The organism is Enterococcus sp. B2E4, assembly GCF_030499455.1.
Lineage (GTDB): Bacteria > Bacillota > Bacilli > Lactobacillales > Enterococcaceae > Enterococcus_D > Enterococcus_D casseliflavus.
On the sequence record NZ_JAUKPK010000005.1, the window covers coordinates 399,791 to 417,341 of the forward strand.

General features: G+C 45.1%; 15 protein-coding genes and 2 other annotated features. Of the genes, 14 read left to right on the forward strand and 1 reads right to left on the reverse strand.

Annotated elements, in window-relative coordinates; translation table 11 throughout:
• The first annotated feature begins 108 nt into the window (after positions 1 to 108).
• From Q1X33_RS05965 to Q1X33_RS05995, 7 genes are all read left to right on the forward strand, one after another.
• Entirely contained in the window at positions 109 to 801 is a 693-nt protein-coding gene (locus Q1X33_RS05965) for an NAD-dependent protein deacylase (RefSeq protein ID WP_015508851.1), read from the forward strand.
• Positions 802 to 814: 13 nt separating this feature from the next.
• Entirely contained in the window at positions 815 to 1,663 is an 849-nt protein-coding gene (locus Q1X33_RS05970; RefSeq protein WP_005227205.1) for a chorismate mutase, read from the forward strand.
• Complete coding sequence (locus Q1X33_RS05975) at positions 1,660 to 2,184, forward strand: transcription repressor NadR (protein ID WP_005227206.1); 525 nt, start codon at positions 1,660 to 1,662, stop codon at positions 2,182 to 2,184. The genes Q1X33_RS05970 and Q1X33_RS05975 overlap by 4 nt, the downstream gene beginning before the upstream one ends.
• Before the next feature lie 121 nt (positions 2,185 to 2,305).
• Positions 2,306 to 2,544: a binding site (T-box leader), on the forward strand.
• 50 nt (positions 2,545 to 2,594) lie between these two features.
• Positions 2,595 to 2,835, forward strand: a binding site (T-box leader).
• Positions 2,836 to 2,903: 68 nt separating this feature from the next.
• On the forward strand, positions 2,904 to 3,980 hold the full coding sequence (locus tag Q1X33_RS05980; protein ID WP_005227207.1) for a methionine ABC transporter ATP-binding protein: 1,077 nt from the start codon (positions 2,904 to 2,906) through the stop codon (positions 3,978 to 3,980).
• Positions 3,981 to 4,661 (forward strand): methionine ABC transporter permease, encoded by a 681-nt coding sequence (locus tag Q1X33_RS05985; RefSeq protein ID WP_301969585.1) that lies wholly within the window; start codon positions 3,981 to 3,983, stop codon positions 4,659 to 4,661. It abuts the gene before it with no gap.
• A 52-nt stretch (positions 4,662 to 4,713) separates the two neighbouring features.
• Positions 4,714 to 5,553, forward strand: a complete 840-nt coding sequence (locus Q1X33_RS05990; RefSeq protein WP_005227209.1) for a MetQ/NlpA family ABC transporter substrate-binding protein — start codon at positions 4,714 to 4,716, stop codon at positions 5,551 to 5,553.
• Positions 5,554 to 5,611: 58 nt separating this feature from the next.
• Positions 5,612 to 6,820 carry a M20 family metallopeptidase gene (locus Q1X33_RS05995; protein ID WP_015508853.1) on the forward strand — a complete coding sequence of 403 codons (1,209 nt, stop codon included), beginning with the start codon at positions 5,612 to 5,614 and terminating at the stop codon, positions 6,818 to 6,820.
• 78 nt (positions 6,821 to 6,898) lie between these two features.
• Here Q1X33_RS05995 and def read toward each other — a convergent pair whose 3' ends face one another.
• Positions 6,899 to 7,462, reverse strand: coding sequence for a peptide deformylase (gene def / locus Q1X33_RS06000; RefSeq protein WP_005227211.1), 564 nt, complete (start codon positions 7,460 to 7,462; stop codon positions 6,899 to 6,901).
• Positions 7,463 to 7,708: 246 nt separating this feature from the next.
• Between def and Q1X33_RS06005 the strand changes: the two genes are divergently transcribed.
• The 7 genes from Q1X33_RS06005 to Q1X33_RS06035 all read left to right on the forward strand — a co-directional run bounded on the left by Q1X33_RS06005 (position 7,709) and on the right by Q1X33_RS06035 (position 17,378).
• Positions 7,709 to 8,773, forward strand: a complete 1,065-nt coding sequence (locus tag Q1X33_RS06005) for a DUF871 domain-containing protein (RefSeq protein WP_034868856.1) — start codon at positions 7,709 to 7,711, stop codon at positions 8,771 to 8,773.
• Positions 8,766 to 9,674 carry an N-acetylmuramic acid 6-phosphate etherase gene (gene murQ / locus Q1X33_RS06010; protein WP_005227213.1) on the forward strand — a complete coding sequence of 303 codons (909 nt, stop codon included), beginning with the start codon at positions 8,766 to 8,768 and terminating at the stop codon, positions 9,672 to 9,674. The genes Q1X33_RS06005 and murQ overlap by 8 nt, the downstream gene beginning before the upstream one ends.
• Positions 9,674 to 11,686 carry a glucose PTS transporter subunit IIA gene (locus Q1X33_RS06015; protein ID WP_005227214.1) on the forward strand — a complete coding sequence of 671 codons (2,013 nt, stop codon included), beginning with the start codon at positions 9,674 to 9,676 and terminating at the stop codon, positions 11,684 to 11,686. Before murQ ends, Q1X33_RS06015 begins: the two co-directional genes overlap by 1 nt.
• A gap of 128 nt (positions 11,687 to 11,814) precedes the next feature.
• Positions 11,815 to 12,846 carry an LPXTG cell wall anchor domain-containing protein gene (locus tag Q1X33_RS06020; RefSeq protein ID WP_034868854.1) on the forward strand — a complete coding sequence of 344 codons (1,032 nt, stop codon included), beginning with the start codon at positions 11,815 to 11,817 and terminating at the stop codon, positions 12,844 to 12,846.
• 266 nt (positions 12,847 to 13,112) lie between these two features.
• Positions 13,113 to 13,781 carry a TetR/AcrR family transcriptional regulator gene (locus Q1X33_RS06025; RefSeq protein WP_005227217.1) on the forward strand — a complete coding sequence of 223 codons (669 nt, stop codon included), beginning with the start codon at positions 13,113 to 13,115 and terminating at the stop codon, positions 13,779 to 13,781.
• The gene (locus Q1X33_RS06030; RefSeq protein ID WP_005227218.1) at positions 13,774 to 15,501 is read left to right on the forward strand and encodes an ABC transporter ATP-binding protein; all 1,728 of its coding nucleotides are present in this window, start codon (positions 13,774 to 13,776) and stop codon (positions 15,499 to 15,501) included. The genes Q1X33_RS06025 and Q1X33_RS06030 overlap by 8 nt, the downstream gene beginning before the upstream one ends.
• Positions 15,498 to 17,378 (forward strand): ABC transporter ATP-binding protein, encoded by a 1,881-nt coding sequence (locus Q1X33_RS06035; RefSeq protein ID WP_005227219.1) that lies wholly within the window; start codon positions 15,498 to 15,500, stop codon positions 17,376 to 17,378. Before Q1X33_RS06030 ends, Q1X33_RS06035 begins: the two co-directional genes overlap by 4 nt.
• Positions 17,379 to 17,551: the final 173 nt, after the last annotated feature.

Below are 17,551 nucleotides of genomic sequence, written 5' to 3' on the forward strand. Positions count from 1 at the left end.
CGCACGAAAAAGCATTAGTTGCTTTTAAAAAAGAAAATGGCTGATTTTTCGCAAAAACGGTTCTTTTTCGGTTAGAATAAGAGAAAAGCCATAAAGGAAGTTAGAACGATGAAGGTATCTATTGAGCAAGCAATCGCAGCGGTCACCGCCGCATCATCCGTGACCTTTTTGACGGGTGCCGGTGTTTCGACCCCATCGGGCATTCCTGATTACCGTTCCTTAAAAGGGGTCTATCAAGGAGTGGCACAGCCAGAGTATTTGTTAAGTCATGACTGTTTAGAAAACGAACCGGAAACATTTTATCAATTCGTCAAGCACCTCTACCATCCTCAAGCACAGCCTAATATCATTCATCAAAAAATGGCTGAGCTACAAGCGAAGAAAACCGTCTGGGTCGTTTCGCAAAACATCGATGGCTTGCATGAAAAAGCAGGCAGTCACCAAAGAATCGATTTTCACGGCTCTTTGTACAACTGTTATTGCCGAAAATGCGGCAATCAGGTACCTTGGCAAGCGTATTTGCAAGATTGGCACCATGCAGGGTGCGGTGGTCAGATTCGGCCAGCGATCGTGCTTTACGGGGAAGGATTTACTGATGAAACCATTGAAGGAGCCATTCAAGCCGTTGCTCAAGCCGACCTGACGGTGGTCGTGGGGACTTCGCTGCAAGTCTATCCTTTTGCAGGGCTAGTCGATTACAGCCAGCAGGTGTTGGTCATCAATAAGGAACCATTGGCGATCCCGAATGAATATGGCATGTTGACCGCAGCAGCCGAAACGTTTTTCCAGAAAATTGAATGAAGGAGTTTATGATATGACACAACGTACCGAAAAAGAGAAAATGATTGCTGGCGAATTGTACTTTTCCCCAGATCCAGAATTGGTGGCAGATCGAAAATATGCCCGTGAACAAATGAACCTGATCAACCAAGAAACTGATACAAAAATCAAAGAGCAGTTACTAAAAGAAACTTTCGGCTCTGTGACTGGTCGAATCTATATCGAACCGAATGTCCGCTTTGATTATGGCTACAATATTTCTGTCGGCAAAAACTTCTATGCTAACTACGACTGTGTGCTATTAGATGTTTGCCCGATTACCTTTGGCGACAATTGTATGCTGGCACCCAATGTTCGGTTGTTTACGGCGACGCATCCATTACATCCGGTCAAACGAAATAGCGGCTTAGAATTAGGGGCACCGATCGTGATTGGCGACAACGCATGGATCGGTGGTGCGGCCACGATTTTGCCAGGGGTCCGCTTAGGCAACAATGTCGTGGTAGGCGCTGGCAGTGTCGTTACCAAATCATTCCCAGACAATGTTGTGTTGGCGGGAAATCCAGCACGGGTCATCAAGACGATCGATTTAGAAGAAGAAAACAACCAGCAAGATCCCTTGGCTGTTCAGCGGGCAGCGATCGATGACATTGATTGGCAACTCACGCATCTTTTGGAAAAACGTATGAGCACGGTCAACGAAATCGTACAATTGAAGAAAAGCAGTCAATTGCCAGTATTAGATGAAAATCGTGAAGAGAAAGTGCTGGAAAACATTCGGCAGGCGATTTCTAATCAAGCCTATGAAGAAACGATTTTGGCTATGTTTCAATCAATTATGAACCACTCAAAAACCTATCAAGAGAATCAATTGGAGGAATGAGTATGGATGGAGGAACACGTCGAGAAAACATTTTAGCGGCATTGAAGCAAGCGGACAAAGCGATCAGTGCCAGCAAACTGGCAGAATCCCTCGGAGTCAGCCGTCAAATCATCGTTGGGGACATTGCCTTATTGCGAGCAGCTGGTGAAGCGATTGTGGCTACGGCTCGCGGCTATCGTCTGCAAGCGCTGTTGGATGAGGCAGGGCATGTAAGTAAGCTAGCGGTGCAGCATCGACCTGAACAAACGGAAGAAGAATTGCGCATCTTTGTCGCTTGTGGTGTGGAAGTGGTCGATGTCATCGTTGAGCATGAGATCTATGGAGAGATCACTGGCAATTTGCAGATTCAAACAGACCAAGACGTGACTGATTTCATCAATAAAACAAAACATGCAGAAGCCCGCTTGCTCTCAGATTTAACCAATGGGGTACACTTGCATACGTTGCGCTACACCGATCCTGCGGCTCTGGAAAAAGCCAAACAACAGTTAGCAGAAAAAGGCATGCTCTATCAAAATTGAGGCGTAAACCATTCTGGCAAGGACGCTTTGCGGAAGTCTTGGCAAATCCTCAGATGAAAAAATTGTGATTTTTTGTTGACAAGGCGTTCATTTTCCAGTAAAGTACTCTTCAACAAGAATAATGAATCTGTTGAGAAGGAAAGTAACCGCGGATACTTCAAAGAGAGACTCTGGTTGGTGGAAAGAGTCAAGTCAGAAGCGATGAAAAATGGCCTTGGAGGATTGATTGTCGATAAGTAGGCAATCACGGATGCGCACTACCGTTACAAAGTGCACCAATCTCTAGCACGACTAGACGTTGGGTTGAGGGAAGGGAAACCTTCTAAACAAAAGGTGGTAACACGAGTATTCGTCCTTTTACTAGCAAACGCTGGTAAAAGGACTTTTTTTATACCCAAAATCAAATAGCACCACACACGAAGAATTGGTAAGTACAAAAGCACGTTTTTTCAACAGAGAGCTTCGGTAGCTGAAAAGAAGCATCAAACGACTTTTAGAAAATGGCCAAGGAGTGATTCGTTCCGAGCAGTAGTTTGCAAGGCGACGACGGTAGCGACCGTTATCTGGCTAGAGTATGATCGTACTCGAAAAGGAGCTGTATGTGAGTGCAGCTTAAACTGAGGTGGTAACACGCAAAAAGGCGTCCTCAAACAAGTCACAGGTGACTTGTTTGAGGATGCCTTTTTTTATTGAAAAAGACAAGAACTAGGGGGAAGACGATGATTTCATTAAAAGACATATCAGTAACATTCAATCAACCAAAGAAACCCGCGATCCAAGCGGTCAAAAACGTATCGATCGAGATCGACAAAGGGGACGTTTACGGCATCGTGGGCTACTCAGGCGCCGGGAAAAGTACACTCGTCCGTGTGATCAACTTATTGCAGCGCCCAAGTAGCGGCAGCGTCGTCGTCAATGGTACCGAGCTGACCACGCTTTCTGCGAAAGCCCTGCGAGAAAAACGGAAAACGATCGGAATGATCTTTCAGCACTTCAACTTGATGGACAGCCGCAATGTTTTTGATAACGTGGATTTCTCCTTAAAATATGGGGGACGGTCCAAACAGGAACGTCATCAAAAAGTAACCGAGCTGTTAGCATTGGTGGGATTGGAAGAAAAAGCCCAAGCGTTTCCTAGCCAACTATCTGGAGGACAAAAACAGCGGGTCGCGATTGCCAGAGCGTTAGCGAATGATCCAGAGATCTTGCTTTGTGATGAAGCAACCAGCGCCCTTGATCCGAAAACGACCTTACAGATATTGGCTTTGTTGAAAAAATTAAATCGAACCCTCGGCTTGACCATCGTGATCATTACTCATGAGATGCAAGTCGTCAAAGAAATCTGCAACAAAGTGGCAGTGATGGAAGACGGCGAAGTCATCGAGCAAGGTTCAAGCGTTCAGATTTTCAGTCAACCAGAAAAACCATTGACCAAAGATTTCATCCGAACGGCGACGCACATCGACCAAGCCTTAGAAACGATCCTTGGCAGTTCGAAGTTTTCTTCCTTGGCACCAAATGAATGGCTGGTGGAGCTGTCCTATGTTGGCGATCAAACCAATGAACCACTGATCGCCCAATTGTACAGCCGCTACAAAGTGACCACCAATATTCTTTACGGCAACGTGGAGATCTTGCAAGAAGTGCCGATCGGCAGCTTAGTCGTTAGCTTATCTGGCGAATACCAACAGCGTAAACATGCCTTAGAATACTTGAAGGCTCAAGGAGTTTACACCAATATTTTAAAAGAAAATCATGCAGAACCATTAAACAATGTGATTAAAGGAGGATTTTAGATGGCTGCCTTATTAGAAAAATATTTTCCCAATGTTGTTGCGATCCAAGATGAATTTGTGACAGCAACGATCCAAACCTTGTATATGGTTTTTTGGACCTCTTTGATTGCGGGCATCTTAGGTATCTTGTTAGGGATCGTCTTGGTAGTGACTCGACCGAATGGGATTTCAGAAAATCGACCGCTCTTTGAATTTCTCGATAAAGTCATCAATGTGGTCCGCTCGATCCCCTTTATTATCTTATTGACGTTACTAGGAACCTTTACCCGATTCCTTGTTGGAACGACCATCGGCGAAACAGCAGCATTGGTTCCTTTGATTGCTGGGATCATTCCTTTCTTTGCTCGGCAGATCGAGATCGCCTTGCTAGAAGTTGACCCCGGTGTCGTAGAAGCAGCTGAAGCGATGGGCACCAGTCCTTTCGGTATCATTTTTCGGGTCTATTTACCAGAAGGCGTGGCGGGAATCATTCGGGTCTCTGCATTGACCGTGATCAATGTGATCGGATTGACCGCCATGGCAGGAGCTGTTGGCGCTGGTGGTTTAGGCAACTTAGCCATCACCCGCGGGTACAACCGATTCCAGACCGATGTCACGATCATGGCGACCTTGATCATCTTGGTATTCGTTTTTATCAGTCAATTTGTCAGCAACCTACTCATTAAACGAGTATCACACTGACCACTACTTACGTACAAATAAAAAAACAAGCAAGTCTATGGAGGAAGCAAAAATGAAAAAAATCGTACAATCAATCGTCTTAGGGGCAGCATTATTATTTATTACAGGATGCGGAAACAATGGCAGTGCCGCAGCCAATGATCAAGAAGAAGTGACGGTGAAATTAGGGGTGATCGGGGCGGACACCGACGTCTGGGACGATGTCAAGGATCGTTTGAAAGACGAAGGCATCAATTTAGAATATGTCCAATTCTCTGATTACAATCAACCCAATGCAGCTTTAGCTGATGGTTCCATCGACCTTAATTCATTCCAACACCAATTTTTCTTGGACAACTATAATGAAGAATTTGGTACTGATCTCGTATCGATCGGCAATACAGTCAATGCACCATTAGGCATTTATTCCGACAAAGTGACGGATGTCAACGATTTGGCGGAAGGAGCTAAAGTTGCGATCCCTAATGATGTGACCAATGGTGGTCGGGCATTGCTTTTGTTACAATCAGCTGGATTGATCAAAGTGGATGAAGCAGCCGGACAAACACCAACGGTCGCGGATATTACAGAAAACCGTTTGAACTTAGAAATTTCAGAACTTGATGCAGCGCAAACCGCCCGGGCACTTTCGGATGTCGATGTTTCGGTCATCAATAGCGGCATGGCGGTGGATGCAGGATTTGTACCAACCGAAGATGCGATCTTTTTAGAGCCTGTTGATGAAACGGCCCGTCCTTACGTCAACATCATTGCCGCCCGTAAAGAAGAGGAAGACAATGAAGTTTACCAAAAAGTGGTCGCTGCTTACCAAACAGAGGATACGAAAAAAGTCATCGAGGAAACGTCAAAAGGATCAAGCGTTCCTGCTTGGGAAACCTTTGGGGCAAAATAAGCACCATGTAATTTGATAAAAAACTGAAAAAGCATGTATAAAAAGGAGAGATTTGATTATGACAACAGCAACTATTACGAAAGCAGCCATCAAACCATTTATCCAAGAGCGTTTAGCCGCTTATCAAGCCTTGGCATTAGATATCCACAATCACCCAGAAGTCAGCAACTATGAGTTTTATTCAGCCGATGCCCTGATCGCCCAATTAGAAAAAGAAGGCTTTGCTGTTAAAAAGGATGTGGCAGGCCATCGCACCGGCTTTGATGCCCGCTATGTCAGTGGGAAACCGGGTCCGACGATTGCCTTTTTAGCCGAGTATGATGCTTTACCTGGCATCGGTCATGCCTGCGGACACAATCTCTTCGGGACTTATTCCGTCTTAGCTGCCAGTGCTCTGCAACCTTTCATCGATGAGCTAGGCGGGGAGATTCGAGTCTATGGGACGCCAGGAGAAGAAGGTGGAGAAAATGGTTCCGCTAAAGGCAGTTTTGTCCGTGAAGGGTTCTTCGATGATGTCGATGCCGCTCTTTGTGTCCATCCAGCCCATCGCTATGGCAAAACGACGGCTTCATTAGCCAATGATCCAGTGGATATCAAGTTCTATGGTCGGGCTTCCCATGCGGCAGCTGCACCAGAAAAAGGCATCAACGCGTTAGAAGCATTGCTGCAAGTCTTTAACGGGATCAATGGGTTGCGCCTGCATTTACCAAAAGATGTCAATATTCATGGTGTGATCACCGATGGCGGCGTGGCAGCCAATGTCGTGCCAGAATATGCAGCCGGTCGTTTTTATTTACGAGCTGCCAATCGAGCAACCTTGAATGATGTCTACGAGAAAGTCGAAAACATCGTAAAAGGAGCCGCTTTAGCTACGGGAGCGACCTATGAATTTGGTTTGTTCCAAAACTCCGTCGACGATGTGATCGTGACACCAAGTTTTGATGAGATCTTCTTCGCCCATGCCCAAGAAGCGGGCGTACCTGCCGATGAGATCGATACGGAAGCCAAAACAAGCCTTGGTTCGTCTGATGTCGGCAATGTCAGTCAAGTGATCCCGACGATCCAACCCACCGTTTCGATTTCAGATGACTACATTGCGGGTCATTCGGAAGAATTCAAAGCCGCTGCCAAGAGTGAAAAAGGCTTGCAATCGATCGCCATCGCGGCGGAACTTTTAGCGCTGACGGCATTAGACCTTTTTGAGCAGCCAGCGTTATTAGAAAAAATCAAAGCCGATCATCAAGAAAGCCTAGCGAAAGGCAATTAATGCCAAAACCGTGAAGGAAGATAGTCAATAGTATAGAAAAAAAGTCTCTGCCGCAAAATGTCGGTAGAGACTTTTTAGTTAGTCGATGACTAAAATGCCTTCTTTCAATGAAAAAGGATTTTGTTGATTGATATGATCGTAGAACATGACCCCGTTCAAATGATCGATCTCATGCTGAACGACGATCGCAGGATAGTTCTTCAAACGAACTTTTTTCTTTTTGCCGTTGATGTCGTAATAGCTGATCGTGATCCGGGCATGGCGTACCACGTAGCCAGGGACTTCACGGTCCACGGACAGACAGCCTTCGCCTTCACCCAAACAAGCTTCTTGCACGGAATGACTTAAAATTTTGGGGTTGTATAGAACATCTTTAAAATCAGGTTCTGTTTTTTCTGGGTCGCTACTAGGGACGAGGACCGCTGTGATTCGTTTTGAAATATCTAATTGAGGAGCTGCTAGACCAACGCCGCCTCTTAATTCAAGTTCTTCTGCCTTGACTGGGTCTTGGCTATTTTCTAAAAAGGTCATCATTTCTTTTCCTAGTGCAATATCTTCTTCGCTCAAAGGAAAAGGTACTTCTTTTGCTACTTCACGCAAGGTTGGATTGCCTTCGCGAATAATATCATCCATTGTAATCATTGATGATGTGATTCCTCCTACTATGTAAAAATGACGAAAGCAAGTTTCGTTCCTAATAAAGTGTACCATAAGTGTAGAAAGAAGGGCATAAGAAAGTTTAAACGGTAAAGCTTTCTTATTAAATGAAACGATATTTCTATATTAACGATTTAATTATGAAATATAGTTGCGGATGGGAAAAGAATCAGTTATAATGCTTTTATAGAAAACGGTATCACGAAAGTGACCCATCAAGGAGGCAAAGAGATGTTCGGCTTTTCTGTATTTATGAACGAAGACTTGACGGCAGCAGAACTTGAGCAGATGACTGCGATGGCATCAGGCTTTAAAGGGATTTTCACCTCCATGCACATACCAGAAGATGATCGCAGTACTTATCGGCAGCGTTTGACGGACTTGGGAGGTTTCGCAAAAGACCATCAGCTGTCTTTAATGGTAGATATTTCTGGAAACGCATTAGCAGAAGCGGGCTTTTCCATCGACAATCTGGCGGAACTAAGGGAGATCGGTGTCACTGGTTTACGAATGGATTATGCGATCGACAATCAGCAAATCGCAGCTTTTTCAAAAGAAATGACCATCAGTTTGAATGCCAGTACATTGACGGAAAAAGACATTCGAGAGCTGCAGGCGTATGGAGCCGATTTTACTCGTTTGGAAGCTTGGCACAATTATTACCCCCGACCAGAAACGGGACTGGATGTTGGCTGGTTTCAGGAGAAGAACCGCTGGTTGAAAGCACAAGGCTTTTTCGTCCAAGCCTTTGTTCCAGGGGATGCCAAGAAACGCGGACCGTTATTTCAAGGATTACCCACACTGGAAAAACACCGCAACTGGTCGCCTTTTGCCGCAGCGATCGACTTATTGGCAACTGGCTCAGTCGATGCTGTTTACATTGGCGATGGCATGGTTTCTGAAAAAAGTGCCCAGCAGTTTGCGACGTATCTGCAAGAAGCGCGGATCGTTTTGCGGGTCAAAGATCTTGGTTCCACTTACTTTGAACACGTCTTAGGGAATCACCAAAATCGTTACGATGAAGCTCGGGATGTCTTGCGCAGCGCCGATGCCCGTTTCAATGCCATTCCAGAAGTCAAACCTGAACTTAGTCAAGAGCGGCCAGTGGGGGCTGTGACGATCGATAACAAAGAGTACTTGCGCTATATGGGAGAGATCCAGGTGTGCAAACGACCTTTGCCGGCAGACCCAAAAGTCAACCTCGCCGCTCAGGTGATACCAGCCGATCTGCCGTTGATCCAACAAATCAAAGCAGGGATGCGATTTAAATTAGAAAGAGATGATTCCGATGAATAAAATCAATTTAGACAAATTAACGACCGAACGACGCAATAGCGAAACGAGCAATTTAGATGAAATGACGATTTTAGAAGCGTGTCAAAAAATGAACCAAGAAGATCAAAAAGTTGCCTATGCGGTGGAAAAAGAAATTCCTAGTATTGAAAAAGTGATTGAACAAACCATCGTCGCTTTTAAAAAGGGCGGACGCTTGATTTATCTTGGCGCTGGGACGAGTGGTCGATTAGGCGTCTTGGATGCGGCCGAATGTGTCCCAACCTTTGGGGTATCACCTGAGATGGTGGTCGGTTTGATCGCCGGTGGCGAAGAAGCGATGACGGTCGCTGTCGAAGGAGCAGAAGACTCCTTAACGCTAGGGAAACAAGACCTTATCGATTTGAAGTTGAACCAAAATGATATGGTGATCGGGATCGCTGCCAGTGGCAGAACCCCTTACGTGATTGGGGCGCTTGACTATGCCAATGAGCTCGGTGCCACAACGGCTACGATCGCTTGTAATAAAGATGCGGAGATCTCTCAGCATGCCAGCTTTCCAATCGAGGTCGATTGTGGACCAGAATTTCTGACAGGTTCGACTCGTTTGAAATCAGGGACTGCCCAAAAATTGATTTTGAATATGATTTCGACGTTATCGATGGTAGGGATCGGCAAAGTCTACAATAATTTGATGGTCGACGTGAAAGCGACCAACGAAAAATTGGTGGAACGCTCAAAACGGATCATCATGCAGGCGACTGAAGCTGATTATGAAACAGCCGCCGCGGCATTTGAAGAAGCAGATCAGAATGTCAAATTGGCGATCGTGATGCTGTTGACTGATAGCACGAAAGACGAAGCACAAGCAAAACTTGCCACGGCACAAGGGTTTGTCAAAACGGCGTTAGGGGGAGAAAAGTAATGGCAAAAGAAACACTAACGGTAGAAGAGTTAGCGGAGAAGATTTTTCAAGAAGCCGGCGGAATGGACAACGTAGAAACAGTCAATCACTGTATGACTCGCGTACGAATGACCGTCCGCGACCACGACAAGGTCGATCAACAAGGGTTAAAAGAGATTCCCGGTGTGATGGGTGTCGTCAATGACGAGCAGCTGCAAGTCATTATCGGACCAGGGAAAGTCAACAAAGTAGCCAATGCAATGGTGGCAAAAGCTGGTGTTGATTTAGGGCAAGAGATCCCACCGCAAAAATCAGGCAAAGAGGCGTTATCAGAAAAAACGGCAGAGATGAAAGCAGCCCAAAAAGCCAAACAAAAATCATCACCATTAAAGTCGCTGCTGAAAGATATTTCTAATATCTTTGTTCCAATGATTCCAGCCTTCGTTGGTGCAGGACTCGTCGCAGGGATCGCTTCTGTCCTGACCAACATGATCACGGCTGGCCGATTAGATGGAGATACTTGGAATTATTATGTCATGATTTTAAACGTCCTCAGAAATGGGATGTTCACCTATTTAGCGATCTTTACTGGGGTCAATGCAGCGCAGGTCTTTAAAGCCAATCCAACCCTTGGTGGCGTGATCGGTTCGATCATCTTGCTGACAGGTATGAACCCAGAAGCCCCGATCCAAAACTTGTTCACTGGCGAAGCTTTAGCTGCCAACCAAGGAGGGATCATCGGTGTGATCTTCGCAGTATGGCTTTTGGCGAAATTAGAGGCAGTGCTGCATCGAGTGATTCCTGAAGCGATCGATATTATCGTGACCCCGACGTTGTGTTTGCTGATCATCGGTTTGACGGAGATTTTCTTGATCATGCCATTGGCAGGTCTGATCTCTGACAGCTTAGTCGGTTCGATCACTTGGGTCTTGAACGTGGGCGGTGCTTTCTCTGGGTTTGTCTTAGGGGCGGCCTTCCTACCAATGGTCATGTTTGGTTTGCATCAAATTTTGACCCCGATCCACATTCAAATGATCGAAGCAACAGGCAGCACGCAATTATTACCGATCTTAGCCATGGCTGGTGCTGGTCAAGTCGGTGCAGCTTTAGCCTTATGGGTACGACTACGTAAAGACAAAGAGCTTTCTGAAATGATCAAAGGCGCATTGCCAGTTGGGATCTTAGGCATCGGCGAACCATTGATCTACGGAGTGACGTTGCCATTAGGTCGACCATTTATCACTGCTTGTATTGGTGGTGGGATCGGTGGTGCGGTCATTGGCGCTTTGACAAATATCGGCGCAACGGCGATTGGACCATCAGGGCTAGCTTTGATCCCCTTGATTGCCAACGGCCGTTGGATGGGCTATATTTTCGGCTTGTTAGCAGGCTATGCTGGCGGCTTCGTTGCCACCTACTTCTTTGGGATTCCGAAAGATCGCTTAGAAGCAGTCAAAGAAAGCGAGGCAGAAGAAGCAAAACCAGCTGCAACCGTTACTGTGCAACCGCAACCAAAAGAAACGAGTGAAACGGCTGCAAAGGAAACGACAGCAACTCCATCAAAAGAAACGATCGATACCCCTTTATACGCAGTAGCCACAGGCACGACAAAAGCGATCAGTGCATCAAGTGATCCGGTATTTTCGCAAAAAATGATGGGCGACGGGTATTTCGTCTTGCCAGACAATGGTGCGATCTATGCACCAGCAGCAGGAACCGTCACGACGATTTTTCCCACGAAACATGCATTGGGGATCAAGACTGCCAGCGGGCTAGAGATTCTGCTGCACATGGGTGTTGACACCGTCGAATTGCAAGGAGCCCCTTTTGAGATCCTGGTGGAGGAAGGCCAAGCCGTGACACCAGCTACCCAAGTTGCCCAAGTCGATTTGGCACAGTTGACGGCTAAAGGCAAAGCTTCTGAGATGCTCGTGATCATCACCAATATGGAGCAAGTAGCCAATGTCGAAGGGTTACCAGGAACAGAAACAAAAGCGGGTCAAGCCGTCATGCATGTGGCAACGATAAAATAATGTTAAAACCTCTATCGGATAAAGATAGAGGTTTTTTTTAAGAAGTTACTAAATAGATTGCGAAAAATTTTCCTTTATGTTACAGTTTCGTTACAAAGGGAGTGATCCCATTCGAGGAGGCAATGAGGATGAAAAAAATAATTTGGTTCGGACTAATGACGCTAGCTTTTTCACCACTGATGGTTCATGCAGATGAAACAGCTACGAGTGAAAGTGGCAATCAGGCTACCGTTAGCGAGACGCTTTCATCAGAGGAGCAATCAGGAACGGATCAGACACAAGCTCCTGTCCAAGAAAGTACAGTAGAAAATCAAGAGACGGATCAATCCGCTGCTTCAGAAACTACGACTACCGAGAATCAAGAACCAGTCGATTCCGAAGCTGTTATTGCCTCGATCCAAGCAGAGACGGGGACGCAAGATGTCAGTGAGATCAACACGTTAGCCGATGAACCTAGTTCGCTGCGTAGCGCCTTAACCCAAGGGATCACTGAAGGAAGTGTGACCGCATTTACCCAAGAACAGTTGGACCAGTTGACAGATGAAGAATTGACCAATGGCAATCGCCTGGCGCTACGTTATTCCAGTGATGCGATGGGCTTTGATATTGCTTACTTAGCAAAAATCATCGGTGCCTTGTTTGTCGATCAGACGTTATCCTGGGAAGCCATTGAGCCGCAACTGGCTTTTGATGCAAATAGCTACGCCAGTTTTGCTGACTTGATTCCTGTTGTGGATCAGCTGCAGGAATATTTACGGGTCGTCTATCCAGCAGACGGAGTCTTTTTACATTTGAATCAAGCCGTTTCCAACGAATGGATGATCTCAATTTTGACCAATTTAAATCAGATGGAACAAGAGATGCAAGTCGATCCAGGTGCCTTTGTCCCAGGACGGATCTCGTATATCATTCAAGCGGCAAATGATTCCATGTATCTGCCTACAGGCACGCAAACGAGTACGACTGAAGAAGCGACCGCAACATCGACGAGTGCTCAAGAAACAGCGACAACGACTTCTTCGAAAGAGGCCAACGCTACTGCCGATGGTGAAAAAACATTACCTAAAACCAATGAAGCGCCAAGCTATACCTTACTGATCGCAGGTGTTATCCTGCTGCTGATCGTTTTCTTGATTCTATGGCGCCGCAAGAAAAAATGATTGTTATTTATAATCGTCAGAATCAAAAAATAGCAACCTTCGTTTTCCATCAGGGAAACGAAGGTTTTTTGTTTTCAGAAATTTCATTGGTTATTTCTTTTCAAATAACACCCTTTATAAAAAGACCAGAATCGATTCCTTCATAAAAAAGTCAAATTTAAATTCTTGCATTCTCTGGTGAGGAGTGTATAATGACACAGTGTCATATGACAACGTGTCATATCGAGAGCTGTGATTTATTTTAAATTAGAAAGGAGTTGCTTGTGATGCCGACCGATACATTTTTTCACTTGCCGCCAGAAAAACAAAAGCGCATCTTAAATGCGGCGAAAAAAGAATTCTCAAGACTGCCGCTGAAAGACGCCTCGATCGCCAACATCATCAAAGATGCCGAGATTCCTCGCGGGAGTTTTTACCAATACTTCGAAAACAAAGAAGATCTTTATTACTATTATTTCCATACGTTGAAAAAAAATAGTCAGCGAGATCTGCTGAAATCGATCCAACATGAAAACGGGGATCTGTTTGCGGGGTTCGAATGGTACTTTTCACGGATGATCGCCGAGGTTTTCAAAGGCAAAAACGCAAACTTTTACCGCAATTTATTTATGAGTATGGATTATCGTTCCTTCCATAAAGTCGTGCCAGAGATGCAGCACAAGATGCATCAAGAAAACAAAGCCGATCGGCAGAAGCAGCAAGCCATCTTTTTGTCAGAGGTCGACAAAGATTTATTGAAAGTCAAAGACGACCATGAGTTGAAAATGCTGATCCAGCTGCTGATGCATACCGTTTTTTCGACGATTGCCGAAGCCTATCGCCAATCAGCGTTTGATCCAGACTATGATCCTGCCGAAGCGATCGCTGATTTCAACAGTAAAGTCCGCTGGTTAAGAGAGGGCGCAAAAAAAGAAAGAGGGGAAACCTATGATTAAGCTGATAAAACGCGTATCCGTCATTTCCATAATCATGGCAGTGGTGTTTATGGTGATCCAAGTCGTTTCTGATTTGTATCTACCGACATTGACTTCCAATATTATCAACAATGGGGTGGCGACAGGCGACATTGATTACATTTGGAAAACCGGCTTTTACATGATCGGCTTTTCATTGATCAGTATCATCGCCGCTTTAGGAAATACGTATTTCGCAACAAGAGAATCACAAAAATTAGGACAAAAACTACGTTCGGACATTTACCAAAAAGTTGAGAATTTTTCTTCTCGATCTTTTGATAAATTCGGGACCGCATCATTGATTACAAGAACCACCAACGACGTCAACCAAATTCAAATGGTGACGCAAATGTTTTTACGTATGATGATCAATGCACCGATCACACTGATTGGGGCGAGTTTCTTGGCCTATCAAAAAGATGCCCAATTAACAAGAATCTTTTTAGTTGTTATTCCTATCATGCTAGTATTGGTCGGCGGTATTATGTATTTTGCCGTTCCTTTATTCAAAAGTATGCAAAAGAAAACCGACCGTTTGAACTTAGTCTTTCGTGAAGGCTTGACGGGGGTCCGCGTTATTCGGGCATTTGACAAGACGGATTATGAAGCGAATCGCTTTGATGAAGCCAACAAAGATTACACCCACACCGCGATTAAAGTAAACACCATCGTGGCATTGATGATGCCATTGATGACGTTGATCATGAGTGGGACGAACATTGCTATCACATGGTTTGGGGGTCATTATATTGCCGAAATGACCTTAGAAGTCGGAAACTTGATTGCGTTTATGACCTATGCAATGCAAATTTTGATCAGCTTTATGATGCTGTCCATGATCTTCGTGATGGTGCCAAGAGCCCAAGCATCAGCTGATCGGATCAACGAAGTCTTAAATGAAGAAGATGAAATTCTCGATCCAAAAACACCAGCGACATTGAGCTTACAAGGGGACCAAGCAACCTTGGCCTTTGACCATGTGGCGTATCGCTACCAAGGCGCTGAGAAATTGGCGTTGGAAGATATCGATTTTCAAGCAAAATCTGGTGATTTTGTTGCCATCATCGGTGGGACGGGCTCAGGGAAAACGACCTTAGTCAATCTCTTGCCTCGTTTGTACGATGTGGAGTCTGGTGCAATCAAAATCAATGGGGTCAATATTGCAGAAGTCACCCAGCACAATCTACGAGAAGTCGTGGGCTTTGTTCCGCAAAAAGCGGTACTGTTTTCTGGTACCATTCGTGAAAATATGAAATACGGAAAACCCGATGCATCAGATGAAGAAATCTGGCAAGCCTTAGAGATCGCCCAAGCCAAAGATTTTGTCTCCGAACTGGCAGATGGCTTAGATAGCCGTGTAGAACAAGGCGGCGGCAACTTCTCTGGTGGACAACGTCAACGTTTAGCGATCGCTCGTGCGTTAGTGAAACAAGCAGATGTCTATGTCTTTGATGATTCCTTCTCCGCACTGGACTTCAAAACCGATGCTAACTTACGAGCAGCGCTGAAACGCGACATGCAAGACAGCATTATGGTCGTGGTTGCCCAACGGGTCAGCACCGTCATGGATGCCGATACGATCTTAGTATTGGATGAAGGAAAACTCGTAGGAAAAGGGACCCATGAATCATTAATGGCAGACAATGAAACCTACCAAGAAATCGTTTCTTCACAATTGAGAGAGGAGGATCTTGCATGAGTGAAAAGAAAACAACAACACAACACCGTGGCGGACCAATGGGCGGCGGTCCAGGCCGTAACATCGGTGCCAAAGGACCAAAACCAAAAAACTTTTGGGGGACGGTCAAACGGCTTTTCGGGTACATGTCGAAACGGTCCATCGCTATCATTGCCGTCTTCGTTTTAGCGATCGCAGCCGTGATCTTCCAAATCCAAACACCGAAAATTTTAGGGGAAGCGACCACTGAAATTTTTAAAGGTGTCATGATCGGTGCGCAGCAGATGCAAGCCGGCCAACAGGTAACAGAATTTCCTATCGATTTTGAGAAAGTTGGTCAAATCATTTTGATCGCGATCGGCATGTATGTGATTTCAGCCGTCTTCAACTTTCTACAACAGTTTATTATGACCCGTGTCTCGCAACGGACGGTTTATGAGCTGCGTCGAGACTTAGATGAAAAAATGAACCGCTTGCCGATCTCTTACTATGATACTCACTCAAATGGGGATATCATGTCACGGGCGATCAATGATATGGATAATATCGCAAGTACCCTGCAACAAAACTTGACCCAATTTATTACGAGTGTCGTGACCTTTATCGGGGTTTTGTGGATGATGCTGACGATCAGTTGGCAACTGACTTTGGTTGCTTTAGCAACGGTTCCTTTAAGCTTGATCGTCGTGATGATCGTCGCACCAAAATCGCAAAAATTCTTTGCGGCACAACAAAAAAGTTTAGGATTGCTCAATGACCAAGTCGAAGAAACTTACGGCGGTCATACCGTTGTCAAAACCTTCAACCATGAAGCCGCCGATCAAGTCGTTTTTGAAGAAGAAAATGACCGTCTGTATTCCGCTGGTTGGAAAGCCCAATTTATTTCAGCGATCATTATGCCCTTGATGAACTTCATTAAAAACTTAGGCTATGTCTTCGTGGCTGTCCTTGGTGGGATCAAAGTGGCGAATGGGAACATGACGTTAGGGGATGTGCAAGCATTCTTGCAATACACCAATCAATTCTCTCAACCGATCACTCAAATCGCTAGCTTGCTAAACACCATCCAATCAACCGTTGCATCTGCCGAACGGGTCTTTGAAGTCTTGGATGAAGAAGAAATGACTGATGAGCCTTCTGGATTGCCAGTGGAAGACAGTGAATACAAAGTTCGTTTCGATCATGTTCAATTTGGTTATGCCCCAGACAAATTATTGATGACCGATTTTAATCTGGATGTCAAAGCTGGTGAGATGGTGGCTATCGTAGGACCTACCGGCGCTGGGAAAACCACGCTGATCAATCTCTTGGAACGTTTTTATGATGTTTCTGGCGGTAGCATTCGTTACGATGGCAAAGATACCCGAGACTTGACTCGTGATGAGTTGCGTAGTAATATCTCGATGGTGCTGCAAGATACGTGGTTGTTTACTGGTTCCATCTATGACAACATTCATTATGGAAATGAAAAAGCAACCAAAGAGCAAGTGATCGCTGCGGCGAAAGCTGCCCATGTGGATGATTTTGTTCGCAAATTGCCAGAAGGCTATGATACGGTCTTGAATGAAGAAGCCAGCAACATTTCCCAAGGTCAACGTCAGCTGATCACGATCGCCCGCGCCTTCTTAGCGGATCCCGACGTTTTGATTTTGGATGAAGCAACTTCTAGTGTCGATACGCGGACGGAAATCTTGATCCAAAAAGCGATGGGTCGTTTGTTAGAAAATCGGACCAGCTTTGTGGTTGCTCACCGTCTCTCTACGATTCGTGATGCTGACAATATTATCGTGATGAATCACGGGTCCATTGTTGAGACTGGAAATCATGAGGAATTGATGGCACAAAACGGTTTCTATGCAGACCTGTATAACAGTCAATTTTCAGAAGAAGTGGCGTGATCCACTGTTTGTAATGAAAGAAATTCTTCCCCAAATGATGATAAACAGACCGCCAAAGGTTGACTGAAAGAAAGCAGTGATTGTCACTGCTTTCTTTTTTTTATGAATTTTTATCGCTTTAATTTAAATATTTATTGCAATTAACTGGATTAAAATGTATATTAATACATAAT